This window comes from Streptomyces sp. NPDC044003 (assembly GCF_056435185.1).
On record NZ_JBWKFA010000002.1, the window covers coordinates 1075964 to 1102471 of the forward strand.

A 26508-nucleotide genomic window follows, 5' to 3' on the forward strand; every position below is an offset into this window, starting at 1 on the left:
TGTGTGCCACCCCGCTTCTGTGCGTCACCCCGCTTCTGTGTGTCACCCCGCGCGGGCCGCGAGCGCGAGGATCCGGTGGGCGCCCTCCACCACCGCCGCGTCGACGAAACGGCCGTCCGGGAGCGCGAGGGCGCCCTGCCCGGTCGCCGCCGCCTCGACGACCTCGCGGGCCGCGTCGACCTCCTCCGGGGTGGGGAGGTAGGCGCGCTCGATCACCGGGAGCTGGCGCGGGTGGATCGCCGCCCGGCCGAGGAAGCCCATGGCCCGGCCCCGGGCGCAGCCGGCGGCCAGCGCGTCCAGGTCGGCGATGTCCGGGTGGACGGACTGGGCCGGTGGCGGAAGGGCGGCCGCGCGGGCCGCGACCACCACGCGGCCGCGCGGCCAGTCGAGCGCGCTGTCCTCCCGTACCCCCAGGTCGGCGCGGAGGTCGGCCTCGCCGAGGGCGATGCCGCGGACGGCGGGATGGGCGCTGGCGATGGCGTAGGCGTGCTCCACGGCGAGGGCGTTCTCCAGGAGCGGATAGAGGGGGAGGCCCGGGGCGAGGTCCGCGAGCCGGTGGATGTCAGTGGCGTGTGTCACCTTGGGTACACGGAGACCGCGGAGGCCGGGGAGGGGGGCCAGGGTGGGGATGTCGAGCGGTGTGTGGACGCGGACGTGGACCGGGACGGGGTGGACGTCCGCGAGGAGATCGACCGTGGCGTCGAGGGCGTACGCCTTGCGGTGCGGGGCGACCGCGTCCTCCAGATCGACGATCACGACGTCGGCGCCGGAGGACAGGGCCTTGCGGACGACCTCGGGGCGGTCGCCGGGTGCGTACAGCCAGGTGAGGGCGGTGAGCGGGGCGAGCGGGTGCGCGGTGGTGTGCCCGCAGGACCCGCGCGTTCGTTCGCTCGGGCTCGTCCGTTCCTCCCCGGCGGGGCCGCTGAGAGGGCTCATACCGCTCCTTGCTCGCGGAGGGCGTCGATCTCGGCGGGGGTGAGGCCGAGTTCGGAGAGGACGGCGGTGGTGTCGGCGCCGTGCGGCCGGCCGGACCAGCGGATGGCGCCCGGGGTCTCGGAGAGGCGGAAGAGGACGTTCTGCATCTTGATCGGACCGAGTTCGGGATCCTGCACCTCGGTCACGGTGCGGAGCGCCTGGTACTGGGGATCGGCGACGACGTCCCGGATGTCGTAGACGGGGGCGATGGCCGCCTCCGCCTTCTCGAAGGCCGCCATCGCCTCGTCGCGGGTATGGCGGGCGATCCACGAGCCGACCGCCTCGTCGAGGACGTCCGCGTGCTCGGCCCGGCCCGTGCCGTCGGCGAACCACGGCTCGTCGATCAGCTCCGGGCGGCCGACGAGCCGCAGCACCCGCTCGGCGATCGACTGGGCGGAGGTGGAGACGGCGACCCAGGAGCCGTCGGAGGTCCGGTAGGTGTTGCGCGGGGCGTTGTTGCGGGAGCGGTTGCCGGTCCTGGGCTGGACGTAACCGAGCTGGTCGTACCAGAGGGGGTGGGGTCCGATGACGGAGAGCATCGGTTCGATGATCGCCATGTCGACGACCTGGCCGCGGCCGGTCGCCGTCCTCGCGGTGAGCGCGGTCATCACCGCGTACGCGGTGGCGAGGGCGGCGATCGAGTCGGCGAGGCCGAAGGGCGGCAGGGTCGGCGGGCCGTCCGGCTCGCCGGTGATGGCGGCGAAGCCGCTCATCGCCTCGGCGAGGGTGCCGAAGCCGGGGCGGTGGGCGTACGGGCCGAACTGGCCGAAGCCGGTGACCCGGGCGAGCACCAGACGCGGGTTGACGGTGGACAGCTCCTCCCAGCCCAGACCCCAGCGTTCCAGGGTGCCGGGGCGGAAGTTCTCCACGACGACGTCCGCTTCGGCGGCGAGCGCGAGCAGGGTGTCGCGGCCGCCGGGCGAGGAGAGGTCGAGGGTGATCGTCCGCTTGTTCCGGCCGAGGACCTTCCACCACAGGCCGATGCCGTCCTTGGCGGGGCCGTGGCCACGGGACGGGTCCGGCTTGCGGGGATGCTCGACCTTGACGACGTCGGCGCCGAAGTCGCCCAGCATCATGGCGGCCAGCGGGCCGGCGAAGAGGGTCGCGAGATCCAGGACGCGCAGCCCGTGGAGGGGCGCCGTGGGATTCTCGGGCGTGGTGGTCGGGGCGTGGGCGGTCATACGGCGTCGGCCTCCAGGGTGTGGGGCGAGTGGAAGGCGGCCTCGATCTCGACGCGGTACGGCATCGAGGTCGACGCGCCCTCGCGCTGGACGGAGAGGGCGGCGGCGGTCTGCGCCCAGGCGAGGGCCTCCGGGGCGGGACGGCCCTCGCCGAGGGCGACCGCCAGGGCGCCGACGAAGGTGTCGCCGGCGCCCGTGGTGTCCACGGCCCGGACCCGGGGCGCGGGCACGGCGACCGGTTCGGCGCCGCGCACCGCGTACAGGCTGCCGGCCGCGCCCAGGGTGACGACCACCTCGGGGACGTCCCGCAGCAGGGCCTGCGCGGCCTCGCGCGGGTCGGTGAGCCCGGTGAGCGCGGCGGCCTCGTGCTCGTTGGGCACCAACAGGTCGGTGGCGGCGAGGAGTTCCGGCGGGAGGGGTTGCGCGGGGGCGGGGGTGAGCACGGTACGGACGCCGAGCCGGCGGGCGGTGACGGCGCCCTCGACGACGACGGACAGGGGGAGTTCGAGCTGGAGGAGCAGGACGTCGGCGGTCCCGATGAGGGCTTCGTCGCCATGGGTGAGCGAGATGACGGTGCCGTTGGCGCCGGGGACGACCACGATCGCGTTCCCGCCCTCGTCGTCGACCACGATGTGGGCGGTGCCGGAGGAGCCCTCGGCGGTGCGCAGCAGATCGGTGTCCACCGCGCAGTGCTCCAGGTTGGCGCGGAGCCGTGCCCCGAAGTCGTCCGCGCCGACCGCGCCGATCATCGCCACCTCGGCGCCCGCGCGGGCGGCGGCGACGGCCTGGTTGGCGCCCTTGCCGCCGGGGATCGTACGGAAGGAGCGGCCGGTGACCGTCTCACCGAGGGCGGGAGCCCGTGCCACGTAGGCGACGAGGTCCATGTTCGTGCTGCCGAGCACGACGATGCTGGTCATGGGCGTACTGCCTCCGTGTGTGTCAGTTCGGCGAGGGTGTCGAAGCCGATGCCGTCGAAGGAGGGCACCGAGGTCGCCAGACGGTTCTTGAGCGGCGCGGTCCAGCGCTCCGGCAGCCGGTCCGGGTGCCCGGCGAGCAGCCCGGCGACCGAACCGGCGGTGGCACCGTTGGAGTCGGTGTCCCAGCCGCCCGAGACCGCCGCGCAGACGGAGCGGGAGAAGTCGCCCTCGGCGTGGGTGAGAGCGGCGGCGAGCAGGGCGGCGTTGGGGACGGCATGCACCCAGTGGTACCCGCCGAGTTCGGCGTGCAGGCGGTCGACGACCGTGTCGAAGTCCGTCTCCGCTTCGGCGTACGCGATGCCCAGCCGGACGGCCACCGCCAGGCGCGAGCGCGGCGGGATCACGCCGAGACCGGCGGCGAGGGACTGGTGGACGTCCGCCGTCCCGGTCGCGGCGGCGGCGAGGGTGGCGGCGACGAACATGGCGCCGTAGACGCCGTTGGCGGTGTGCGTGAGCACCGCGTCCCGGTAGGCCTGCGCCGCGGCGGCCACCGGGTCGCCCGGGTGGGTCCAGCCGTGGACGTCGGCCCGGATCTGGGCGCCGATCCACTCGCGGAACGGGTTGCGGCGGAGGGCGGTCAGCGGGGGTTCGACGCCGTCGAGGAGGTTGCGGTAGGCGACGCGCTCGGCCGTGAAGGTACGGCCGGCGGGGAGCTCGTCGAGCCAGAGGCGGGCGACGTCGGCGGTGGTGAAGTCGCGCCCGTACCGCTGGAGGAGCAGCAGGTTGAGGAGGGGGTAGTTGAGGTCGTCGTCCTCGGGCATGCCGTCGATGTTCTCGGCGAGGGAGGTGGCGGCGGAGCGGCGGTTCCACGGGTGGGCGGCGAGCAGCTCGGGCGGGACGCCGCGGGCGGTGAACCAGGTGGCGAGGGGCCAGTTGCCGGCGGCGCGGGCGAGGGCGCGGATGGCGGGGAGGGGGAGCTTCTCGACGGGCTTGCCGAGCAGACACCCGACGGCCCGCCCGAGCCAGGCGGCGTGGAGACGGTCCTGGAGGGCGGTGTCCTTCCCCGGGCCCGGCCTCGCGGGCGGGCCCGAACCCTGGCCCGGGTTGTGGGCCTCCGCCGGGCGTGGGCTGTGCGGCTCCTGGCCCGGGTTGTGGGCATGCGTTCCGCGGGGCGGAACGGGTGGGCACAACCCCACGACGGCGCCGCACGCCGGGTGCGGGTTCAGGCGCGGAAGCCTGGGCCCGGCTGGGGGCGCCGTCCCGTGTGCCCACCCTCCCCCAAGCTCTCGGCTTCGCTCGAGCAGGGGGGACCCCCATCGCCCCAGCGGGACGATTGCCCACACGGGGGTGGGTGGGGTATCGCCCGGCCGGGTGCGGGCCCGTACGGGGGCCGGGGTCGTCGACGCCTGGATCGCGGGCAGAGCCGTGGGCTCGTGGGTCGACAGGGGGGAGGGGAGGGTCGCCAGGGTGTCCAGGAGGTGTTCCGCCAGGGGGCGGAGGTCTGGGCGGGGGGTCTCGGAGGCGCCCGCCGTCTTCGGGGCCGGGGGGCCGCCCGCTGACGTCCAGCGCGCCGCCAGGGCGCCGGCGTCGCGGCCGTCCTCCGACGCCTGGCGGAGTTCGTGGCCCACCAGGTCCTCCGGCTGGACCCAGGTCACGCGGAGGGTCATCGGTCCGCGCTCGTCAGCGTCGCGAAGGCCGACTCGTGGGCTCGGCGGACGGCGCTGTCCCTGGCGAAGATCTCGCGGGTCACCTCCGCCAGCGTTCGCGCCGGGGCGTGCAGGTCCAGGCGGCTCGCCTCCGCCACCTGCTTCGCCCACTCCGGGGGGACCGCGGACTCGCCGTGCAGCGCGCCCACGATCGCGCCCGCCATCGTGGCGATCGAGTCGCAGTCGCGGCCGTAGTTGACCGCGCCCAGGACCGTACGGCGGTAGTCGCCCTCGCCGACCAGGAGCATGCCGAGGGCGACGGGGAGTTCCTCGATCGCGTGCAGGCGGGAGGGGCGGCGGGCGCCGAGGGAGGGGGCCCGGTAGTCGGGGCCGACCGTGTCGAAGGGGGCCACCGCCCTGCGGAGAGGAACGAGGGCGGACTCGAAGTCCCGGTGCCCGGCCGCCACTTCGGCCACCGCCTCGATCGCCGCGCGCGTGCCGTCCTTCGCCAGGGACAGGGCCTCCTCCACCACCGACACCGGCGTCGCACCCGGCGCGCAGGCCGCCGCGACCGCCGCCGCGAAGACACCCGCCGCCTCCCTGCCGTACGAGGACTGGTGCGCGCCCGTCAGGTCGATCGCCTCGGCGTAGGCGGCCGCCGGGTGGGCGGCGTTGACCAGGCCGACCGGCGCCATGTACATCGCGGCCCCGCAGTTGACGATGTTTCCCGCGCCCGCCTCCCGGGGGTCCACGTGCCCGTAGTGGAGCCGGGTCACGATCCACTTCTCGGCGAGGAAGATCCGCTGGAGGGGGAGCGCCTCCGCCTCCAGCTCCGGGATCCAGACGGGGGAGCCCATGAGTTCGGGGACGAGGTGGTCCGCGACCGCGTACGCGTCGAGGTGGCCGCGGACCTTCTCGTACACCCGGATCAGCGCGTGGGTCATCAAGGTGTCGTCGGTGACGTGCCCGTCGCCCTTGTGGTACGGCGCGATGGGCCGGGCGGTGCGCCAGTCGCCGCCGTTCCAGGGGCCGACGATCCCGGTGACGCGGCCGCCGTGGCGTTCCAGGATCTGTTCGGGGGTGTAGCCCTCGACGGGGCCGCCGAGGGCGTCGCCGACGGCGGCCCCGAGGAGACTGCCGGTGATCCGGTCATCCAGGCTGGGCAGATCCAGTGTGGGTGTCATGTCGGAATTGTCCACCTGAGGCGGCCGGTTCCGTGGCTCCGAGCAGCCCGGCGAGTTCCACCAGGTCCGTACCCGCGAGGCGGGGCAGCGCACAGCCCGCGAGCGTTCTGCACGCCTCGCGCCAGCTCGCCGGGACCGAACGGCCGCCGCCCAGCGCGCCGGTGAGGGCGCCCGCGAGCGCCGGGGCCGAGTCGGCGACCCGGGAGAGGCAGGCGGCGGCCGGTACCGCGGCCGTCATCTCGCCCCGGGCGGCGGTGGCGAGGGCCAGGGCGACCGGGACGGTCTCGGCGGCGGCGATGCCGTAGCTGTAGACGTGGTCCACGATCTGGTGCTCCAGGAGCGGGACCAGCTCGAAGGCGGAGTCGGCGGCCAGGGCGAGCTTCACGGCGTGCCGGGCGTTGCGGCCGATCTCGGTGACGGGCGGGAGTTCGGCGAGCGCCGCCTCGACGGCCTCGTCGACCGTCGCCCCGCCGAGGGCCGCGGCGACGGCCGCCGCCGTCGCACGGGCGCCGTGGACGCCGTCGCCGTCCTGCGTGTACCGCGCGTCGAACTCGGCGAGTTCGGCGGCCGCGCGGGGATCGCCGGGGTGGACGACGGCGAGGACCGCGGCGCGGACGCAGGCGGCGTCGTCGAAGAAGTGCGGGTTGTCGTGGCCCGTGGCGGGCGGGCGCAGGCCGGTGGCGAGATTGCCGAGGCCCGCGCGGACCGAGATCCGGGCCCGGAGCGGGAGTACGGCCGACTCGACCTCGGGGGCGCGGTCGGCGGCGGCGGCGACCTGGCCGGCGAGGGCGTTCCAGGCGAGGTCGACGGCGGCGCGGAGGCGGCGGTCCGGGGGGAGGGCGGCGAAGACCGGGCCGTCGGCGGTGAGGATCGCCTCGGCGGTGAAGACCGCCCACTCGGCGTCGTCGGAGGGGCCGAGGCGGAGGGGCTCCGGGGGCTGGTTGAGGGCGATGGGGACGGGGAGGGTGGTCGTCGCGTTCTGCTCGGCGAAGGTGTCGAGTTCGCGGGTGAGGCGGCGGGTCCATTCGGGCATGCGGGCGGCGCGGTGCCGTGCGGCGGGCCAGCCTGCGGCGTCGCCTGCGGCGAGCCCGAGGAGGAGGCCCTCGACTGCGTCGCGCCCGGGGCGGGACTCGTTCTGTGCGCCCGGCACCGGGGGCGCCGGCTCCTTGCGCCCACCGCCCCAGGAGCCTGTGCCCCGCACCAGGGCCGGGTCCCACGGGGCATCGGTCGCCGGGGCGGTGCCCGGCATCGGGGGCTGTGCCCACCCTCCCCCAGAGGGGGGACCCCCACGCCCTGCGGAACGATTGCCCACAGCGGGTGCGGCGATTGCGCCCGGCTCCAGGGTCATGCCCACCGCGGTGGCAGCGGTGGCGGCGTCGGCAGCCGTGGCTTCAGTGCCAGCCGCCGCCGTCGTCGTCACGTCCGCGCTCATGCCGCCTCCTCCGGGGTCAGGAGGTCTGCCACGTCCAGGACGTGGTAGCCGCGCATCGACGGGAGGCAGCTGCCCGTCACCGGGGCGATGGCCGCGGCCCAGTCGGCCGGGATCGCGTCCACGCCGCCCGCCGCGCCCGCCAGGGCTCCCGCCACCGCTGCCGTCGTGTCGGCGTCGCGGCCCATGTTGACCGCCGTCAGGACCGCCGTACGGAAGTCGCCGCGGGCCGCCGCGAAGGCGCCGAACGCCAGGCCCACCGCCTCCGGGGCCAGGTCCGTCCACGGGTAGCCGCCGATGACGACCGCCGAGCGGACCTGGCGTTCGCGGGTGAGCGGGTCCGGCTGGACCCGCTGGGCCGCGACGACCGCGCGGCGCAGCGAGCGCGCCGTCCACGAGTCCATCGGGACCACGGACAGGGCGGCCGCGATCACCGACGTGACCGTCGCTCCCGTCATCGCCGCCGCCACTCCCGCCGCCACCGCCTGGCCGCCGTAGATGCCCTCCCCGTCGTGGCTGACGCTGCCGTCGATCGCGACCAGGCGGGCCGCCTCCGCCGGGCGACCCGCCGCGAACACCCCGAAGGGTGCCGCGCGCATCGCGAGGCCGTCGCTCCAGGCGTGGCGGTGCTGGGCCGAGATGGGGGCCGCCAGGCCGCGGCGGAGGTTCTCCAGGGTGCCGCGCTCCGAGAAGCCCGCGCCGCGGAAGGGGCCTTCGTCGAGGTCGGCGATCCAGTGGTGCCAGGCCCGTTCGACGTGGTGGACGGTGAGGGCCGAGCCGTGCCGGGCGAGGAGCAGCGCCGAGAAGATGGCGTACTCCGTGTCGTCGGTGCCCGCCGGACTGTCCGTCACGAAGCCCTCGATGCGGCCCCAGCGGCGGCGGATCTCCGAGGGCTTCATGTTCTCGGCGGGCGCGCCGAGCGCGTCGCCGACGGCGAGGCCGAGGAGTGCCCCTCTCGCCCGTTCACGCGTGTCGCAGGCCGTGCTGTTCACCATCTCGCGCCCCTTCCTCGGTGGAGGCGCCGACGGCGGCGCCCCGATGCTGGATCTGTGCCACCACGGGCCGCGAACTCGCCGAAGAAACGTCTCTGTCACCCGCCTGACACCTCGCCAGGTTGGGTTGCCCTCACTGAGGCGGGCCTTAGTAAGTACGGCCTACCTTGCTGGCGCGCCCCTTACATCGGGCGTATTTTCGAGGCTGTTGGGGGCGGCGGGTGCATCCCGGCCCGCCGGAACGAGGGGAGAGTCATGTCCATCATCGAAGCTCATGCGCCACTGCACGAGGCCCACCGCGACAACCACACGCACCGTGACGTGAACGGCGGTTGGCTGCGCCCGGCGGTGTTCGGCGCGATGGACGGACTCGTCTCCAACCTCGCCCTGATGACCGGTGTCGCCGGTGGCGCGGTCTCCTCGCAGACCATCGTCATCACCGGCCTTGCGGGCCTCGCCGCCGGCGCCTTCTCCATGGCGGCCGGCGAGTACACCTCCGTCGCCTCGCAGCGTGAGCTCGTCCAGGCGGAACTCGACGTCGAGCGTCGCCAGTTGCGCAAGCACCCGATCGACGAGATGGAGGAGCTCGCCGCGCTCTACGTCTCCCGCGGCGTCGAGCCCGCGCTCGCCCGCGAGGTCGCGATGCAGCTGTCGAAGGACCCCGAGCAGGCCCTGGAGATCCATGCCCGCGAGGAGCTCGGCATCGACCCGGACGACCTGCCGTCGCCGACGGTCGCCGCCGTGTCCTCCTTCGGCTCCTTCGCGCTCGGCGCGCTCCTCCCCGTCCTGCCGTACCTGCTCGGGGCGACCGCGCTCTGGCCCGCCGTGCTGCTCGCGCTCCTCGGGCTCTTCGCCTGCGGCGCCCTGGTGGCCCGCGTGACCGCCCGCGGCTGGCTCTTCAGCGGTATGCGCCAGCTCGTCCTGGGTGGTGCCGCCGCTGCCGTCACGTACGGGCTCGGCATGCTCTTCGGGGCGGCGTTGTAGCCCTGCGGGAGCGGTGCGGATTCCGTACCCCGACAGAAGACCGAGAGGCCCCCGAAAGGGGCCTCTCGGTCTTTTCGTGGCACCTTTACGGGACAAAGGGTCTGTATCGGCTGTGACGTATATCCCTGGTCCGATCCGCCGCGACGGTGAGACACTATGCGGGACGCCACATAAGTAGCCGGTTACCCGGCGGTTTCGAACCCGTGACCAACGGGAAAGAGGCCTGAGCGTCACCGGGCAATGAAGCCCACCCCCAGTGGCGGGTCGCCGGAGCCCGAACAACCTCCGGACCTTCGATCCGTCCCCCGCGGGACAGTCTCTGTCGCCGCACCCCACAGGTGAACCCACACCACCGCTGCGTATCGGCGGTGTCCGCATGCTGGAACGTGCTTTCCACTTATCGAGAAGCCAGCCATCATGTAACCTGCACGAAATTTCGCGGAGGGCCAACGTCGTCCCTCGGCAGCTCCATTGCCACGACGACGACGGGAGAGCCGATGCGTTCCGACGCCTGGTCGCCCATGGACGGTCGCCCCGCTCCGCAGGGGATGTACGACCCCCGTAACGAACACGACGCCTGTGGTGTCGGGTTCGTGGCCACCCTCACCGGTGTAGCCAGCCACGCGCTGGTCGAGCAGGCGCTGACCGTACTGCGCAACCTCGAGCACCGCGGCGCCACCGGCTCCGAGCCCGACTCCGGTGACGGCGCCGGCATCCTGCTCCAGGTCCCGGACGCCTTCCTCCGCGAGGTCGCCGGATTCGCCCTCCCCGAGGCCGGCGCGTACGCCGTCGGCATCGCCTTCCTCCCCGAGGGCGGCACCGACGAGACCGCCGCGAAGATCGAGACGATCGCCGCCGAAGAGGGCCTCACCGTCCTCGGCTGGCGCGAGGTCCCCGTCGCCCCCGAGCTCCTCGGCGCCTCCGCCCGCGCCACCATGCCGGTCTTCCGCCAGCTCTTCGTCGCCGACGGCGAGCACACGGGCCTCGCGCTCGACCGCAAGGCCTTCGTGCTGCGCAAGCGCGCCGAGCGCGAGGCCGCGACGTACTTCCCGTCGCTCTCCGCCCGCACGATCGTGTACAAGGGCATGCTGACCACCGGCCAGCTGGAGCCCTTCTTCCCGGACCTGTCGGACCGCCGCTGCGCCACCGCCGTGGCCCTGGTCCACTCCCGGTTCTCCACCAACACCTTCCCGAGCTGGCCGCTGGCCCACCCGTACCGCTTCGTCGCCCACAACGGTGAGATCAACACCGTCAAGGGCAACCGGAACTGGATGACCGCCCGCGAGGCGCAGCTCGACTCCACCGCCTTCGGCGAGGGCGCCCTGGAGCGGATCTTCCCGATCTGCACCCCCGACGCCTCCGACTCGGCCTCCTTCGACGAGGTCCTGGAGCTCCTCCACCTCGGCGGCCGCTCCCTGCCCCACGCGGTCCTGATGATGGTCCCGGAGGCGTGGGAGAACCACGAGACCATGGACCCGGCCCGCCGCGCCTTCTACCAGTACCACTCCACGATGATGGAGCCCTGGGACGGCCCGGCCTGCGTCACCTTCACCGACGGCGTCCAGGTCGGCGCGGTCCTCGACCGCAACGGTCTGCGCCCCGGCCGCTACTGGGTCACCGACGAGGGCCTCGTCGTCCTCTCCTCCGAGGTCGGCGTCCTCGACATCGACCCCGCCAAGGTCGTCCGCAAGGGCCGCCTCCAGCCCGGCAAGATGTTCCTCGTCGACACCGCCGAGCACCGCATCGTCGAGGACGACGAGATCAAGGCCGCCCTCGCCGCCGAGCACCCCTACCAGGAGTGGCTGGAGACCGGCGAGATCGAGCTCTCCGACCTCCCCGAGCGCGAGCACATCGTGCACACCCACGCCTCGGTCACCCGCCGCCAGCAGACCTTCGGCTACACCGAGGAAGAGCTCCGCGTCATCCTCGCGCCGATGGCCCGCACCGGCGGCGAGCCGCTGGGCTCCATGGGTACGGACTCGCCGATCGCGGCCCTGTCCGCCCGCCCGCGGCTGCTCTTCGACTACTTCACGCAGCTCTTCGCGCAGGTCACGAACCCGCCGCTGGACGCCATCCGTGAAGAGCTGGTGACCTCGCTGCGCTCCTCGCTCGGCCCCCAGGGCAACCTGCTCGACCCGACCTCCGTCTCGTGTCGCAGCGTCACCCTGCCCTTCCCGGTGATCGACAACGACGAGCTGGCCAAGCTCATCCACATCAACGCCGACGGCGACATGCCCGGCATGAAGGCCGCGACCCTCTCCGGCCTCTACCGGGTCTCCGGCGGCGGCGAGGCCCTGGCCGCCCGCATCGACGCCATCTGCGCCGAGGCCGACACCGCCATCGAGGGCGGCGCCCGCCTGATCGTGCTCTCCGACCGGCACTCCGACGCCGAGCACGCGCCGATCCCCTCGCTGCTGCTCACCGCGGCCGTCCACCACCACCTCATCCGCACCAAGCAGCGCACCAAGGTGGGTCTGCTCGTCGAGGCCGGCGACGTCCGCGAGGTCCACCACGTCGCCCTGCTCATCGGCTACGGCGCCGCGGCGGTCAACCCGTACCTGGCGATGGAGTCCGTCGAGGACCTGGTCCGCGCCGGCACCTTCATCGAGGGCCTGGAGCCCGAGCAGGCCATCCGCAACCTGATCTACGCCCTCGGCAAGGGCGTCCTCAAGGTCATGTCCAAGATGGGCATCTCCACCGTCGCCTCCTACCGCGGCGCCCAGGTCTTCGAGGCCGTCGGCCTCGACGAGACCTTCGTCGCCACGTACTTCAACGGCACGGCCACCAAGATCGGCGGCGCCGGTCTCGACGTCGTCGCCAAGGAGGTCGCCGCCCGCCACGCCAAGGCGTACCCCGCCTCCGGCGTCCCCTCGGCGCACCGCGCCCTGGAGATCGGCGGCGAGTACCAGTGGCGCCGCGAGGGCGAGCCGCACCTGTTCGACCCGGAGACCGTCTTCCGCCTGCAGCACGCCACGCGCAACAAGCGGTACGACATCTTCAAGAAGTACACGGACCGGGTGAACGAGCAGTCCGAGCGCCTCATGACGCTCCGCGGCCTCTTCGGCTTCGCCGCCGAAGGCCGTACCCCGATCTCCATCGACGAGGTCGAGCCGGTCTCCGAGATCGTCAAGCGCTTCTCCACCGGCGCCATGTCGTACGGCTCCATCTCCCGCGAGGCGCACGAGACGCTCGCCGTCGCCATGAACCAGCTGGGCGCCAAGTCCAACACCGGTGAGGGCGGCGAGGACCCGGAGCGCCTGTACGACCCGGCGCGCCGCTCCGCGATCAAGCAGGTCGCCTCCGGCCGCTTCGGCGTCACCAGCGAGTACCTGGTCAACGCCGACGACATCCAGATCAAGATGGCCCAGGGCGCCAAGCCCGGCGAGGGCGGCCAGCTGCCCGGCCACAAGGTCTACCCGTGGGTCGCCAAGACGCGTCACTCGACGCCGGGCGTCGGCCTCATCTCGCCGCCGCCGCACCACGACATCTACTCCATCGAGGACCTGGCTCAGCTGATCCACGACCTCAAGAACGCCAACCCGGTCGCCCGCATCCACGTGAAGCTGGTCTCCGAGGTCGGCGTCGGCACGGTCGCCGCCGGTGTCTCCAAGGCCCACGCGGACGTCGTCCTCATCTCCGGCCACGACGGCGGTACGGGCGCCTCCCCGCTGACCTCCCTGAAGCACGCGGGCGGTCCCTGGGAGCTCGGCCTCGCCGAGACCCAGCAGACGCTGCTGCTCAACGGCCTGCGCGACCGCATCGTCGTCCAGACCGACGGCCAGCTGAAGACCGGCCGCGACGTGATCATCGCCGCGCTGCTCGGCGCCGAGGAGTTCGGTTTCGCGACCGCGCCGCTCGTCGTCTCCGGCTGCGTCATGATGCGCGTCTGCCACCTGGACACCTGCCCGGTCGGCATCGCCACCCAGAACCCGGTCCTGCGCGACCGCTTCTCCGGCAAGGCCGAGTTCGTCGTCAACTTCTTCGAGTTCATCGCCGAGGAGGTCCGCGAGCTCCTCGCCGAGCTGGGCTTCCGCACCCTCGAAGAGGCCGTCGGCCACGCCGAGCTGCTCGACACCAGCCGCGCGGTCACGCACTGGAAGGCGCAGGGCCTCGACCTGGAGCCGCTCTTCTACGTGCCGGAGCTGCCCGAGGGCGCGGTCCGTCACGCGCTCGTCGAGCAGGACCACGGTCTGGAGAAGGCCCTCGACAACGAGCTGATCGAGCTCGCCGCCGAGGCCCTGGGTGCCGCCTCCGCCGAGGAGGCCCAGCCGGTCCGCGCCCAGGTCGCGATCCGCAACATCAACCGCACGGTCGGCACCATGCTCGGCCACCAGGTGACGAAGAAGTTCGGCGGCGCCGGCCTCCCGGCCGACACCATCGACATCACCTTCACCGGCTCCGCGGGCCAGTCCTTCGGCGCCTTCCTGCCGGCCGGTGTCACGCTCCGCCTGGAGGGCGACGCCAACGACTACGTCGGCAAGGGCCTCTCCGGCGGCCGTGTGATCGTCCGCCCGGACCGGGGCGCCGACCACCTGGCCGAGTACTCCACCATCGCGGGCAACACGATCGGCTACGGCGCCACCGGCGGCGAGCTGTTCCTCCGCGGCCGCACCGGCGAGCGCTTCTGCGTCCGCAACTCCGGCGCCCTGGTCGTCTCGGAGGGCGTGGGCGACCACGGCTGCGAGTACATGACCGGTGGCACGGCGGTCGTCCTCGGCGAGACCGGCCGCAACTTCGCGGCCGGCATGTCGGGCGGTGTCGCCTACGTGATCGACCTCGACCGGGACAACGTCAACTCCGGGAACCTGGAGGCGATCGAGGCCCTGTCGGACACCGACAGGACCTGGCTGCACGACGTCGTGCGCCGCCACTTCGAGGAGACCGGCTCCACGGTCGCCGAGAAGCTCCTCGCCGACTGGGACGCCGCGGCGGCCCGGTTCAGCAAGATCATCCCCACCACGTACAAGGCAGTGCTCGCCGCCAAGGACGCCGCTGAGCTCGCCGGTCTCTCCGAGACCGAGACCACCGAGAAGATGATGGAGGCTGCGTCCCATGGCTGACCCCAAGGGCTTCCTGACCACCGGGCGTGAAGTCGCCCAGACCCGACCGGTGGGAGAGCGCGTCAGGGACTGGAACGAGGTCTACGTCCCCGGCTCCCTGCTGCCGATCATCAGCAAGCAGGCCGGCCGCTGCATGGACTGCGGCATCCCGTTCTGCCACAACGGCTGCCCCCTCGGGAACCTGATCCCCGAGTGGAACGACTACGCCTACCGCGAGGACTGGTCGGCGGCGCAGGAGCGCCTGCACGCCACCAACAACTTCCCGGAGTTCACCGGCCGTCTGTGCCCGGCTCCGTGCGAGTCCGCGTGTGTGCTCGGCATCAACCAGCCGGCCGTCACCATCAAGAACGTCGAAGTCTCCATCATCGACAAGGCCTGGGACGCGAACGACGTCAAGCCGCAGGCGCCCGACCGCCTCTCCGGCAAGACCGTCGCCGTCATCGGCTCGGGACCGGCCGGTCTCGCCGCCGCCCAGCAGCTGACCCGGGCCGGCCACACGGTCGCCGTCTACGAGCGGGCCGACCGCATCGGAGGTCTCCTCCGGTACGGCATCCCCGAGTTCAAGATGGAGAAGCGGCACATCAACCGCCGCATCGAGCAGATGCGCGCGGAGGGCACCAAGTTCCGCACGGGCGTCGAGATCGGCCGCGACATGCCGGCGACGGCGCTGCGCAACCGCTACGACGCGGTCGTCATCGCCGCCGGTGCCACCACCGCCCGCGACCTGCCCGTCCCGGGCCGGGAGCTGAACGGCATCCACCAGGCGATGGAGTACCTGCCGCTCGCCAACAAGGTCGTCGAGGGCGACTTCGTGGCCCCGCCGATCACCGCCGAGGGCAAGCACGTCGTCGTCATCGGCGGCGGCGACACCGGCGCGGACTGCGTCGGTACGGCACACCGCCAGGGCGCGGCCTCGGTCACGCAGCTGGAGATCATGCCGAAGCCGGGCGAGGAGCGGAACGCCGGCCAGCCCTGGCCGACCTTCCCCATGCTCTACAAGGTCACCTCGGCGCACGAGGAGGGCGGCGAGCGGGTCTACTCCGTCTCCACCACCCACTTCGAGGGCGACGAGGACGGCAACGTCCAGTTCCTCCACCTCGTCGAGGTCGAGTTCGTCGAGGGCAGGCTGACCCAGAAGCCGGGCACGGAGCGGAAGATCCCCGCCCAGCTGGTCACGCTCGCGATGGGCTTCACCGGCACGGACGTGGAGAACGGCCTGGTCGCGCAGTTCGGTCTGGACCTGGATGAGCGGGGTAACATCGCCCGTGACGCGGACTTCGCCACCAACGTCGATGGCGTGTTCGTCGCCGGTGACGCCGGCCGCGGCCAGTCGCTCATCGTCTGGGCCATCGCCGAGGGCCGCTCGGCCGCCCGCGGCGTCGACCGCTACCTGACCGGCGCCAGCTCCCTGCCGGCCCCGATCCGCCCGACGGACCGTTCGCTGATGGTCTGATCCCACCGGATCACCCCCGAGAACGTCCCGTACAACGACGTGCGGAACTGAGCGCAGCACCCCCTGAATGTCCCCGACCGGACGACCTGGGGGTGCTGATGCGCGTCCGGCGGAGGTTCTTACCGGAAGTGCGGGATGACCTTCGTGCCCCACTGCCGGATCGTCTCCAGGCAGACCTCCTGGGGGACCGTGCCCATCTGGATCAGGCACATCACCTCGTCGACGCCGATCTCCCGGAGCCGTTCCACGTAGGCGATCGCCGTGGACGCGTCCCCGTAGGCGTGGTCGGTGTTGTACGTGCCCGTGTCGACCGGCCGGGCCGGGATGTCCGCCTCGTGCAGGCGGGCGATCAGCTTCCGGCGCTGCTCGTCGAGCGCCCCCGTGTGGTCCTCGTCCTCCGCGTAGCCCGTGGGGGCGGGGGCACCGCCGTACCAGTGGGCGATCGACTCGGCGAAGAAGCGCTGGCCCCGGGTGCCGAGCCGGAGGGCGCGGGCCGGGTCGTCCAGGACGACCGTCGGGCACAGCGCGGAGAAGTGGTCGTTGACCTCGGTGGACACGAACCGGGAACCGTCCCTGGCGGCGAGGGCCTCGTCGTACACCGCGCGCATCGCACGGACGTCCTCGGCGCCGGCGAAGCCCATCACCAGCGCGCCGATGCCGAGTTCGGCGGCCTGCCGGAGGGACTCGTGCTGCGAGCAGGCCATGAAGAGCGGCGGATGCGGGGTCTGTACGGGGCGGGGGAGGACCGCACCGGGGCCGATGTCGAGGGTGCCGTGCCACTCCAGCTCCGGATCCCGCCAGGCCGAGGCGAAGATCCGCAGGGCCTCCTCGGTCTGCGGGCGGGTGTCCTCCGGGCGTACCCCGAACATCCGGGTCTCCTGGCGGGTCGCGCCCCGGCCGGCGCCGACGTCGACCCGGCCGCCGGAGAGCACGTCGAGCATGGCGGCGCGCTCGGCGACCCGGACCGGGTGCTGGTAGCCGAAGGGCATGGTGACCACGCCGTGGCCGACCCGGATGGTCCGGGTGCGCGCCGCGACCCAGGTCAGGAAGATCTCGGACGCGCTCATGTGGGCGTACTGGACGAGGGAGTGGTGCTCGACCGCCCAGATCCGGTCGAAGCCCATCTCCTCGGCGAGGACGGCCTGTTCGACGCAGTCGTGGAGGACCTGGTGTTCGCGGGCGGGGGTGGGGTCGACGAGCTGTGCTTCGAAGATCATGGAGAACTTCACGGGACGCTCCTCCCGGGGCAGGCCAGTTCTATGCCTAATCGAAATACTTCTAGCAGGCATAGGGAGAGGAAGGAAGGGCCGTAGACTGCGCTGCGTGGTGGACCGAGAGAGCGTGCCAGAGCTTCCCGCGACCAGCTGGGCCGTGCTCGGACTGCTCTCCCACGGACGGGAGTTGTCCGGCTACGACGTCAAGAAGTGGTCCGACCGGTCCCTCGGCCTCTTCTACTGGAGCCCCTCCTTCAGTCAGGTCTACAGCGAGCTCAAGCGCCTGGAGAACAGCGGCTACGCCACCTCGCGGCTCGTCGCCCCCGAGGCCGGCACGCGCGACAAGCGGGTCTACCGGATCACCGACGAGGGCCTCGACGCCGTCCGCACCTGGGCCCGCACGGCCCCCCTCGATCCGCCCGTCCTCAAGCACGGGCCGATGCTGCGGCTCTGGCTCGGCCACCTCCTCGAACCCGAGCGGATGCGGGAGATCCTGGCCGCGCACCGCGAGTACGCCGAGCGCATGCGGCGGCGCGCCGAGGCGGACGTGGCGGACGCGGGGGCGGACGAGGCCTGGGCGTACCCCCGGCTCACCCTCGCCTGGGCCGAGCGGTACTACACAGCCGAACGCGACCTGGCCGACGCCATGCTCGCGGACATCGAGGAACTGGAGGGGGAGCAGTAGATGGCACTGAGCCTGCGGAAGGTCGAGGAGACGGCGCCCGCGCTCGTCAGTCTCTACAAGGAGGCGGGGGCCTCGCTGGCGCGGCACGGGATGGGCGGCCAGCGGGTCGCCGTCTACCTCGTCGTCGACTACTCGGGGTCCATGAAGCCGTACTACGCCAACGGCACCGTGCAGGCCCTGGCGGACCGGGTCCTCGGGCTCTCCGCGCACCTCGACGACGACGGACGGGTGCCGGTGGTCTTCTTCTCCACCGACATCGACGCCGAGACCGAGATCCGGCTCGACGACCACGTCGGCCGGATCGACCGGATCGTCGCCGGGCTGGGCCACATGGGCAAGACGAGCTACCACCTCGCCATGGACGCCGTCATCGACCACTACCTGGACAGCGGCTCCACCGCGCCCGCGCTCGTCGTCTTCCAGACCGACGGAGGGCCGATCAACAAGCTCGCCGCCGAGCGGTACGTCTGCAAGGCGGCCCGGCTGCCCCTCTTCTGGCAGTTCATCGGCTTCGGCGACCCCGGGAGCAGGCAGTTCGAGTTCCTGCGCCGGCTCGACGAGCTGGACGTGCCGGCGAAGCGGCCCCTCGACAACGCCGGCTTCTTCCATGCGGGGCAGGACCCGAGCCGGGTCCCCGATGCCGAGCTGTACGACCGGCTCGTCTCCGAGTTCCCCGCCTGGCTCGCCGCTGCCCGGGCCCAGGGGGTCGTACGGTCATGAACCCGAAGACGCTCCGAGGCGTGCGAACTGCTCCTCGGTCAGCGTGACGTCGAGCGCGCCCAGGTTCTCCACGAGGTGGGCCGCCGAGGACGTGCCGGGGATCGGGAGGACGTGCGGGGCCCGGTGGAGCAGCCACGCCAGGGCCGTCTGCGACGGCGTCGCGCCGAGCTCGCGGGCCACACGGGCGACCGGCCCGTCCGGGCCCGCGTGCCCGCCCATGGCGACCGGGAAGAAGGGGACGAACGCGATCCCGCGCCCGGCCGTGTGGTCGAGGACCGGCTCGTGGTCGCGGTTCGCCAGGTTGTAGAGGTTCTGCACGGCCGCGATCGGCGCCGTCGCCTCGGCCTCGGTGAGCTGCTCGACCGTCACCTCCGAGAGCCCGATGTGCCGGACCTTGCCCTCCTCCCGGAGCTGCTTCAGGGCGCCGACCTGCTCGGCGACCGGGACGTTCTCGTCGAGACGGTGGGGGTAGAGGAGGTCGATCCGCTCCGTGCGCAGCCGGCGCAGGCTCAGCTCGGCCTGCTGGCGCAGATAGGCGGGGTGGCCGAGCGGCACCCACTCGGTGGGGGAGGGCCGGACCACGCCGACCTTGGTGGCCACCGCGACCCCCTCGCCGTACGGGTGCAGCGCCTCCGCGAGCAGCTCCTCGCCGGCCCCCAGGGCGTACGCGTCGGCCGTGTCGAAGAGGGTGACGCCCGCCTCGGCGGCCGTCCGCAGCAGGCCCACCGCCGCCGTCCGGTCGGCCGGGGCCGTCCAGATGCGGGCCTCCGGGCCGGTCGGGTCGCCGGGGCCGTCGGCGAGTCGCATCGTGCCGTACCCGACACGCCGGACCGGGAGGTCACCGCCGAGCTGGAATATCGTCGTGTCGGAGGACTTCGTGTCGTTCGTCATGGCCGGAACCGTAGGAGCTCACACGGATGTGAGGTTCAAGCGCGGACGGGTGAATGTGAGGGGGGTCACATGGAGATCGGTGAGCTTGCGCGCGAGACCGGGGTGAGCGTCCGGCTGCTCCGCTACTACGAGGAGCAGGGCCTCCTCGCCTCGGAGCGCACCCCCGGCGGGCAGCGGGTCTACGGCCCCGACGCCCCCGCCGTCGTCCGCCGCATCCGCGCCCTCCTCGGCGCCGGACTGCCGACCCGGGTCATCGCCGAGGTCCTCGACTGCGTCTGCGGCAGCGAGGCGGAGATCGAGCCCTGCCTCAGCCCGATGCTCGTCGCCCGGCTCGACGCCATCGACGAGAAGATCCAGGACCTCCAGGGCGCCCGCTCCTCGCTCGCCGCGCTCGTGGCCGTGGCCGAGGGCAGGCAACTCGCCACCGCCGACTGAGCGTTGGGGAAAAGGAGTGGCCCCCCGTCGGGGGTGCGGGCGATCATGCCGCCCATGACCTCTCTCGTACGACACGTGACCATCGACTGCGCCGACGCCTACGCCCTGGCGACCTTCTGGGCGAAGGCCCTCGACTCCCAGGTCTCCGACGACGACAAGCCCGGCGACCCGGAGGCGCTCGTCGAGTCGGCCGGCGCAGACCTCCTCTTCATCCAGGTCCCCGAGGGGAAGACGGCGAAGAACCGCGTCCACCTCGACCTCCAGCCGCAGGACCGCACCCGTGACGAGGAGGTCGAGCGGCTGCTCGGCCTCGGCGCCACCCTGTTCGAGGACCACCGGAACCCGGACGGCACCGGCTGGGCGACCCTGACGGACCCGGAGGGCAACGAGTTCTGCGTGGAGCGCAGCAAGGCGGAGCGCGCGGCGACCGCCTGAACCCACTGGTGAGTCCGGAGTAATCCGGACAGTGGCCGTCGGGTATCCGGTGTTTCCTGGATTCATGGGAGACACAGTCATGGGAGACACCGGAACCACCTGGCCGGCCTTCGAGGCCGACGAGCCCGAGTTCGCCGCGATCGTGCGGGAGCGCTTCGGGCAGTACACCCACCACGCCCTCGCCACCCTCCGTAAGGACGGCTCACCCCGCCTCAGCGGCATCGAGGCCGACTTCCGCGACGGGGAGCTCTGGCTCGGCATGATGCCGAACTCGCGCAAGGCGCTCGACCTGCGCCGCGACCCCCGGTTCGCGTTGCTCGCCAACCCGGGCCCCGGCACCGACATGGGCGGCGGGGACGTCCGGATCTCGGGGCGGGCGGTCGAGGTCACCGACCCGGAGAAGCTGGACTGGTACGCGGCCGAAGCGGGCGCGCCGCAGCCCTTCCACCTCTTCCGGGTGGAGCCGACCGAGGTCGTGCGGACCTGGGTGGACGGCGAGGAGGTCGTCTTCCGCAGCTGGGCGCCGGGACGCCCGACCCGGACGCTCCGGCGCGGCAACGACGACAGTCCGCCCCGCGAGGACACCTGACCCCTGGGTGGCCCGGCGCGCGGAGGACCACAATGGGCACGTGCCGAACACTGCAAGCAAGAAGAAGACCCAGGTGAGCGGCGGGCCCGAGCGGCGCCGTGAACTCCTCGACACGGCGGCCGAGGTGTTCGCCGCCCAGGGGTACAACGCCACCACCGTCCGCAAGATCGCGGACGCCGCCGGGATGCTCGCCGGCAGCCTCTACTACCACTTCGACTCCAAGGAGTCGATGCTCGACGAGATCCTCTCCACCTTCCTGAACGAGCTGTGGGAGGGGTACGACGCCGTCCTCGACGCCGGGCTCGGCCCCCGCGAGACCATCGAGGCCCTGGTCACCGAGTCCTTCCGGGAGATCGACCGGCACCGTGCCGCCGTCGCGATCTACCAGAAGGAGTCCCAGCACCTCGTCGACCAGCCCCGCTTCGGCTATCTGGCCGACTCGCAGCGCAAGTTCGAGAAGGCCTGGCTCGGCACCCTGGAGCGCGGCGTCGCCGCCGGGGTCTTCCGCGCCGACCTCGACGTCCGGCTCACCTACCGGTTCGTCCGCGACACCGTCTGGGTCGCCGCGTCCTGGTACCGGCCGGGCGGCCGGCACAGCCCGGAGGAGATCGCCCGCCAGTACCTGTCGATGGTCCTGGACGGGGTCGCCGTACGCCGCGACTGACCGGACGGCTGTGACGCCGCTCACGCAGGGGCGCCGTAGGGGGTGGCCGAGGGGGCGGCCGGGGCGGGAAGGTCCCGAGGCGCACTATTGTTCCGGGTAGAAACAGCCGGGGCCCGTATCTCGTGTTCCGGGTAGAAGCAGCCGGGGCCCGCATCGCGCAGGTGCGGGCCCCGGCTGTGCCGCGCACCGGCCAGGAAGGCACGAATGACCCGCTCCGAACGCCCCCACAAGCGCGGCCCCCGCACCGCCCAGGCGAAGTCCACGTCCCAGCCGAAGGGCCCCCGCGGCGGCCGTCGTCCCGCCGCGCCCCCGCCGCCGCAGGAGTTCACCCCTCCGGAGACGGTGACGCCCGCGCTGCCGCCCGTGGCCTCCTTCGAGGACCTGGACATGCCGGCCGCGCTGCTGCGGACGCTCACCGAGCAGGGTGTGACGGAGCCGTTCCCGATCCAGGCCGCGACGCTGCCGAACTCGATCGCCGGGCGTGACGTCCTCGGCCGGGGGCGGACCGGCTCCGGCAAGACCCTCGCCTTCGGGCTCGCGCTCCTCGCCCGCACCGCCGGCCGCCGCGCCGAGCCGACCGCGCCCCTCGCGCTGGTCCTGGTGCCGACCCGTGAGCTCGCCCAGCAGGTGACCGACGCCCTCACCCCGTACGCCGCCGCGCTGCGGCTGCGGATCACCACGGTCGTCGGCGGCATGTCGATCTCCCGGCAGTCCTCGTCCCTGCGGCGCGGCGCCGAGGTCCTCATCGCCACGCCCGGCCGGCTCCACGACCTCATCGAGCGGGGTGACTGCCGCCTCGACCAGGTCGCCGTCACCGTCCTCGACGAGGCCGACCAGATGGCCGACATGGGCTTCCTGCCGCAGGTCACGAAGCTGCTGAAGCAGGTCGAGCCGGACGGGCAGCGGCTGCTGTTCTCCGCGACCCTCGACCGGAACATCGACAAGCTGGTCAAGATGTTCCTGGACGACCCGGTCGTGCACTCGGTCGACCCGTCGGCCGGCGCGGTGACCACGATGGAGCACCACGTCCTGTACGTGATGGACGAGACGGACAAGAAGGCCGTCACGCTGCGGATCGCGGCCCGCGAAGGCCGCACGATCCTCTTCCTCGACACCAAGCGGTCCGTGGACCGGCTGGTCAAGCGGCTCCTCGCCAACGGCGTCCGGGCCTCCGGGCTGCACGGCGGCCGCTCGCAGCCGCAGCGCAACCGGACCCTGGACCAGTTCAAGACCGGCCAGGTCACCACGCTGGTCGCGACGAACGTGGCGGCGCGTGGCATCCACGTCGACGACCTCGACATGGTCGTGAACGTCGACCCGCCGATGGACCACAAGGACTATCTGCACCGGGGCGGCCGCACGGCCCGCGCCGGCGAGTCCGGCAGCGTCTTCACGCTGGTCCTGCCCGAGCAGAAGCGGGACATGGGCCGGCTCATGTCGAACGCGGGCATCAGCCCCCGCACGGCGCAGGTCAGGTCCAGCGACGGGGAGCTCGCCGAGCTCACCGGCGCCCGGGAGCCCTCGGGCGTCCCCGTCGTCATCGAGACCCCGCAGCCGACCCCGCCGCGCAAGGCGGCGGGGGCCGGTGGCGCCGGAACGGGCGGCCGTCGCCGTCGCCGTCCGGCCGCTGCCGGAGCCGGAAGCGGCGGTACGGACACGGCCGCACCGGCCTCGGGCCGCGGCTCCGGCCCGTCCGCCGGGCGCGGGTCCACCACGCCCACCGGCCGGGGCTCCGGCGCCGCGACGGGCTCGGGCCGGGGTTCCGGCGGGGCCGGCGGCTCCGGGCGTGGCGCGGGCGGTTCGGGGCGCGGCTCCGGCGCGGGCGCCGGGCGCGGTGCGGCGGCCGGCGGCGGCCGGGGCGGGCGTCAGGCCTCCGGCACGAGCCGTTCGCGGAGCGCCGCGAGCTCGCGCAGCTCCAGGCCGAGGCCGACCGACACGTAACGGAAGAGGCTCCCGTAGGAGGTGCGGACCTGGTCGATGGCGGTGTCCAGGTACTCGGCCCGCACCTCCTGGAGCGGCACGATCAGCTCCGGGTTCTGCATGAGCCCGCCCTGCTTCAGGCCCTCCCGCACGCGCGCGTCGTAGGCGGCGCGGAAGGTGTTGGAGGCCAGGTAGTCCGCGCGGGCGGAGCTCTCGGGCACCCCGAGCAGGGTGAGCAGGAGCCAGCTCGTCCAGCCGGTGCGGTCCTTGCCGGAGGTGCAGTGCAGGAGCAGCGGCCCCCGGCGCGGGTCGGCCAGGTCCCGCAGGGTGGCCGCGAGGGCGGCCCGGTTCGCGGCGTCGGTGACGAAGGTGCGGTACACCTCGCACATGAAGCCGGCGGCCCGCCCGCCGCCGAGCATCTCCTCCTGCCGGACCGGGTCGCGGGAGCCGATGGCGGCCATCAGCTGCCCGAAGAGCCCGTGGTCGGTGATGGGCCGGGCGACCGGGACCGTACCGGCGGGCAGCCGGTCGGCGCCGTCGTACCCGACCTCCTGCGGGATCCGCAGGTCGACCACGGTGCCGAGGCCGAGCCCGGCGAGGGTGGTGAGGTCGGCGTCGGTGAGCTTGGCGAGGTGGTCGCCCCGGTAGGCGAGACCGTGCCGGACCCGGCGGCCGTCGTAGGTGGCGTATCCGCCGAGATCGCGGACGTTGACCGCGCCCTGGAGCGGGATCTGCCGGATCGTCGTGGCGGTCGCGGAGCGGGGTCGGGCGCTCGCTTCCGCGGGCAGCACCGAGAGCAGGGCTGCGGCACCGGTGGTGGTGAGCAGTGCGCGTCGGGACAGGGGCATGGCTGGACTCCCTTACGGACTGACGGACGTACGGCGGACGGCCGTACGGCAGACGGACTCGGGTGGGACAGCCGTGGGCGGACGGGCCCGCGGGGCCGCTCTTCCACCTAACGTTAGTTAGGTGACGTGCTGGCGAGGAAGGTAGCAGCCGGGAGGGCCGAACGGGAGGGGTGCGTGCGCCCCGGTTACTCCGTGAGGCGCTTCGTCGCGGCGCGCTGGCGTTCCGTCGCGCCCCTCAGGAAGCGGGTGACCGTCGCCAGCTCCTCGGTGGTGAACTCCTCGTAGAGCTCGTGCACTTCGCGCGCCCAGTCGTCGAAGAGCGGGGCGAGCTCGGCCAGCTTCTCGGGGCGGGGCTCGACGAGCACCCGGCGCTTGTCCGTCGGGTGCTTCACCCTGCGCACGAAGCCCTTGCGCTCCAGGCGGTCGACGAGCCCGGTCACGGAGGCGGGGGCCAGGCCCGAGTGCTCGGCCAGCTCCTTGGCGGTGAGGGGGCCGTGCCGTTCGAGCAGGTCGAGCGTCTTGGTCTCGGTGGCGCCCAGGTCCTGCTGGGCCGCGATCGCCGAGTGGAAGGCGACGGAGGCGGCGCTGGAGTCCCGGCCGGCGGCGGTGAGGGCGGCGACGACCGCGCCCCGTTCCTGGTCCCGGTCCTGTGCGCTGTCCCGCTCGCTGTCCTGCTCGCTCATGGCGGCAGCCTAGCAAAATTCATTTCGTTCGGCCGAACGAAAGACTTGCGATCAAGGGTCCGTGCGTGTCAGATTTATTTCGTTCGCTCGAACGAAATGAATCTCGAGAGGGAGGGGCGAGATGTCCACGACCGTCACGACCGCCGCCACCGGCGCTCCGTTCACCGTCCACCCGCGCCGCTGGGCCGCCGCCGTCGTCATGATGGTCGCCGCCCTGATGGACCTCGTGGACGTCACCATCGTCAACGTCGCCCTGCCCTCCCTCGGGCACGGCCTCGGCGCCTCCGAGAGCGCCCTCCAGTGGACCGTCTCCGCCTACCTCCTGGGCTTCGCCGCGACCCTCGTCGTCGCGGGACGGCTCGGCGACCGGTACGGCCGCAAGGCGCTCTTCCTCGCCGGCACCGCCGGCTTCGGCCTCGCCAGCCTCGCCTGCGGCGTCGCCCAGAGCCCCGGCCAGCTGATCGCGGCCCGCGCCGTGCAGGGCGTCGCCGCCGCCGTGCTCATGCCGCAGGTGCTCGGCTCCTTCCAGAGCCTCTTCCAGGGCAAGGACCGCGGCAAGGTCTTCGGGATGTACGGCGCGGTCGCCGGCTTCGCCTCCGCGATCGGGCTGCTGCTCGGCGGGGTCCTCACCGACGCCGACCTCTTCGGGCTCGGCTGGCGCAGCGTCTTCCTCGTCAACGTGCCCGTCTCCGTCCTCACCCTCGCCGCCGCCGTCGTCCTCGTCCCCCGCACCCGCGAGAGCGCCGCCACCCGGCCGCCGCTGCTCGGCAGCCTCGTCCTCGCCGCCGGACTCGTCGCCGTCGTCCTGCCGCTCGTCCAGGGCCGCGGCTGGGGCTGGCCGCTCTGGGGCTGGGGCCTCCTCGCGGCCGGCGCCCTCGCGGTGGCCGGGGTCGCCGTCCGCGGCTCGGTGCTGCCCCGGCGGATCTTCACCGTCCCGGCCTTCTCGTACGGCCTGGCGGTCCAGCTGCTCTTCGCCCTCGGCATGCAGGGCTTCTTCCTGGTCCTCGCGATCTGGCTGCAGGGCGGACAGGGCTACACCCCGACGCAGGCGGGTGTCCTGATGGCCGCCTTCTCGGCGGGCGGCTTCCTCACGGCCCCGGCCGCCGAACCGCTCGCGGCCAAGCTCGGCCGGTACGTCCCCACCGCGGGCGCCCTCCTCATGGCCGGCGGCTACGGCTGGGTCTGGTACGCGATGGAGGGCGCGGCGCCCGTCCACACCGGCGCCTGGCCCCTGGCGCCCGGTCTCGCCGTCGCGGGCGCCGGCCTCGGCCTCCTCGTCGTCCCGCTCGTCGGCATCGTCCTCTCGGCCGCCCCCGCCGAACTCGCGGGCGGAGCCTCCGGCGTCTTCTCCACCGCCCAGCAGTTCGGCGGCGCCCTCGGCGCGGCCGCCATCGGCACCGCCTACTTCGCGGACCTCTCCCTCTCCGCCGCGATGCCCTGGGTCCTCGCGGCCTACGCGGGCGCCGCCCTGCTGAGCCTGCGGCTCCCCGCCGGCGGGCGGTGACGCTCCCTCACACACACGGCGCGGGGGGGGGGGGGGGGGGGGGGGGGGGGGGTGGGTGGTGACCGGGGGCTCGATGGTGGGGAGGGTGTGGGGGTGGTT

General features: G+C 73.2%; 22 protein-coding genes. 11 read left to right on the forward strand and 11 right to left on the reverse strand.

Annotated features, from left to right (window positions below; translation table 11 throughout):
• Window positions 1-42: 42 nt before the first annotated feature.
• From AC07AW_RS11545 to AC07AW_RS11575, 7 genes are all read right to left on the reverse strand, one after another.
• Entirely contained in the window at window positions 43-936 is an 894-nt protein-coding gene (locus AC07AW_RS11545; RefSeq protein WP_478815205.1) for an HpcH/HpaI aldolase/citrate lyase family protein, read from the reverse strand.
• Window positions 933-2156: a CaiB/BaiF CoA transferase family protein gene (locus tag AC07AW_RS11550; protein WP_478815206.1), complete on the reverse strand. Its 1224-nt coding sequence runs from the start codon at window positions 2154-2156 to the stop codon at window positions 933-935. Before AC07AW_RS11550 ends, AC07AW_RS11545 begins: the two co-directional genes overlap by 4 nt.
• Entirely contained in the window at window positions 2153-3073 is a 921-nt protein-coding gene (gene rbsK / locus AC07AW_RS11555) for a ribokinase (RefSeq protein ID WP_478815207.1), read from the reverse strand. Before rbsK ends, AC07AW_RS11550 begins: the two co-directional genes overlap by 4 nt.
• Window positions 3070-4740, reverse strand: coding sequence for an ADP-ribosylglycohydrolase family protein (locus tag AC07AW_RS11560; protein ID WP_478815208.1), 1671 nt, complete (start codon window positions 4738-4740; stop codon window positions 3070-3072). Before AC07AW_RS11560 ends, rbsK begins: the two co-directional genes overlap by 4 nt.
• Window positions 4737-5903 carry an ADP-ribosylglycohydrolase family protein gene (locus AC07AW_RS11565; RefSeq protein WP_478815209.1) on the reverse strand — a complete coding sequence of 389 codons (1167 nt, stop codon included), beginning with the start codon at window positions 5901-5903 and terminating at the stop codon, window positions 4737-4739. The genes AC07AW_RS11560 and AC07AW_RS11565 overlap by 4 nt, the downstream gene beginning before the upstream one ends.
• Window positions 5869-7152, reverse strand: coding sequence for an ADP-ribosylglycohydrolase family protein (locus AC07AW_RS11570; RefSeq protein ID WP_478815210.1), 1284 nt, complete (start codon window positions 7150-7152; stop codon window positions 5869-5871). Before AC07AW_RS11570 ends, AC07AW_RS11565 begins: the two co-directional genes overlap by 35 nt.
• Window positions 7153-7331: 179 nt before the next feature.
• Complete coding sequence (locus AC07AW_RS11575; RefSeq protein ID WP_478815211.1) at window positions 7332-8327, reverse strand: ADP-ribosylglycohydrolase family protein; 996 nt, start codon at window positions 8325-8327, stop codon at window positions 7332-7334.
• A gap of 252 nt (window positions 8328-8579) precedes the next feature.
• On the opposite strand from AC07AW_RS11575, the gene AC07AW_RS11580 reads away from it, so the two are divergent.
• From AC07AW_RS11580 to AC07AW_RS11590, 3 genes are all read left to right on the forward strand, one after another.
• Window positions 8580-9308, forward strand: a complete 729-nt coding sequence (locus AC07AW_RS11580) for a VIT1/CCC1 transporter family protein (protein WP_351180820.1) — start codon at window positions 8580-8582, stop codon at window positions 9306-9308.
• Window positions 9309-9805: 497 nt separating this feature from the next.
• Complete coding sequence (gltB, locus tag AC07AW_RS11585) at window positions 9806-14368, forward strand: glutamate synthase large subunit (protein WP_478815212.1); 4563 nt, start codon at window positions 9806-9808, stop codon at window positions 14366-14368.
• Window positions 14361-15821, forward strand: coding sequence for a glutamate synthase subunit beta (locus tag AC07AW_RS11590; protein ID WP_478815213.1), 1461 nt, complete (start codon window positions 14361-14363; stop codon window positions 15819-15821). Before gltB ends, AC07AW_RS11590 begins: the two co-directional genes overlap by 8 nt.
• A 119-nt stretch (window positions 15822-15940) precedes the next feature.
• Here AC07AW_RS11590 and AC07AW_RS11595 read toward each other — a convergent pair whose 3' ends face one another.
• Window positions 15941-17050: an LLM class flavin-dependent oxidoreductase gene (locus tag AC07AW_RS11595; RefSeq protein ID WP_478815214.1), complete on the reverse strand. Its 1110-nt coding sequence runs from the start codon at window positions 17048-17050 to the stop codon at window positions 15941-15943.
• 112 nt (window positions 17051-17162) lie between these two features.
• Between AC07AW_RS11595 and AC07AW_RS11600 the strand changes: the two genes are divergently transcribed.
• Both AC07AW_RS11600 and AC07AW_RS11605 read left to right on the forward strand, forming a co-directional pair.
• Window positions 17163-17720 carry a PadR family transcriptional regulator gene (locus AC07AW_RS11600; RefSeq protein WP_478815215.1) on the forward strand — a complete coding sequence of 186 codons (558 nt, stop codon included), beginning with the start codon at window positions 17163-17165 and terminating at the stop codon, window positions 17718-17720.
• The gene (locus tag AC07AW_RS11605) at window positions 17721-18440 is read left to right on the forward strand and encodes a VWA domain-containing protein (RefSeq protein ID WP_478815216.1); all 720 of its coding nucleotides are present in this window, start codon (window positions 17721-17723) and stop codon (window positions 18438-18440) included.
• On the opposite strand, the gene AC07AW_RS11610 is transcribed toward AC07AW_RS11605, so the two are convergent.
• Window positions 18435-19331: an aldo/keto reductase gene (locus tag AC07AW_RS11610; RefSeq protein WP_478815217.1), complete on the reverse strand. Its 897-nt coding sequence runs from the start codon at window positions 19329-19331 to the stop codon at window positions 18435-18437. The genes AC07AW_RS11605 and AC07AW_RS11610 overlap by 6 nt on opposite strands.
• 69 nt (window positions 19332-19400) lie before the next feature.
• Between AC07AW_RS11610 and AC07AW_RS11615 the strand changes: the two genes are divergently transcribed.
• From AC07AW_RS11615 to AC07AW_RS11635, 5 genes are all read left to right on the forward strand, one after another.
• A complete protein-coding gene (locus tag AC07AW_RS11615; RefSeq protein ID WP_478815218.1) occupies window positions 19401-19766 on the forward strand; it encodes a MerR family transcriptional regulator in 366 nt (121 codons plus the stop codon).
• A 54-nt stretch (window positions 19767-19820) separates the two neighbouring features.
• Window positions 19821-20201 (forward strand): VOC family protein, encoded by a 381-nt coding sequence (locus tag AC07AW_RS11620; RefSeq protein ID WP_478815219.1) that lies wholly within the window; start codon window positions 19821-19823, stop codon window positions 20199-20201.
• A gap of 79 nt (window positions 20202-20280) precedes the next feature.
• Window positions 20281-20790: a pyridoxamine 5'-phosphate oxidase family protein gene (locus AC07AW_RS11625; RefSeq protein ID WP_478815220.1), complete on the forward strand. Its 510-nt coding sequence runs from the start codon at window positions 20281-20283 to the stop codon at window positions 20788-20790.
• Window positions 20791-20830: 40 nt separating this feature from the next.
• The gene (locus AC07AW_RS11630; protein WP_478815221.1) at window positions 20831-21454 is read left to right on the forward strand and encodes a TetR/AcrR family transcriptional regulator; all 624 of its coding nucleotides are present in this window, start codon (window positions 20831-20833) and stop codon (window positions 21452-21454) included.
• 204 nt (window positions 21455-21658) lie between these two features.
• Window positions 21659-23395, forward strand: a complete 1737-nt coding sequence (locus AC07AW_RS11635) for a DEAD/DEAH box helicase (RefSeq protein WP_478815222.1) — start codon at window positions 21659-21661, stop codon at window positions 23393-23395.
• Here the strand turns inward: AC07AW_RS11635 and AC07AW_RS11640 are convergent.
• Together AC07AW_RS11640 and AC07AW_RS11645 are read right to left on the reverse strand one after the other, a co-directional pair.
• A complete protein-coding gene (locus AC07AW_RS11640; protein ID WP_478815223.1) occupies window positions 23320-24222 on the reverse strand; it encodes a tyrosine-protein phosphatase in 903 nt (300 codons plus the stop codon). The genes AC07AW_RS11635 and AC07AW_RS11640 overlap by 76 nt on opposite strands.
• 185 nt (window positions 24223-24407) lie before the next feature.
• Window positions 24408-24905 (reverse strand): MarR family winged helix-turn-helix transcriptional regulator, encoded by a 498-nt coding sequence (locus AC07AW_RS11645; protein ID WP_478815224.1) that lies wholly within the window; start codon window positions 24903-24905, stop codon window positions 24408-24410.
• A gap of 121 nt (window positions 24906-25026) precedes the next feature.
• Here AC07AW_RS11645 and AC07AW_RS11650 point away from each other — a divergent pair, with 121 nt between their 5' ends.
• On the forward strand, window positions 25027-26409 hold the full coding sequence (locus AC07AW_RS11650; protein WP_478815225.1) for an MFS transporter: 1383 nt from the start codon (window positions 25027-25029) through the stop codon (window positions 26407-26409).
• Window positions 26410-26508 lie beyond the last annotated feature (99 nt).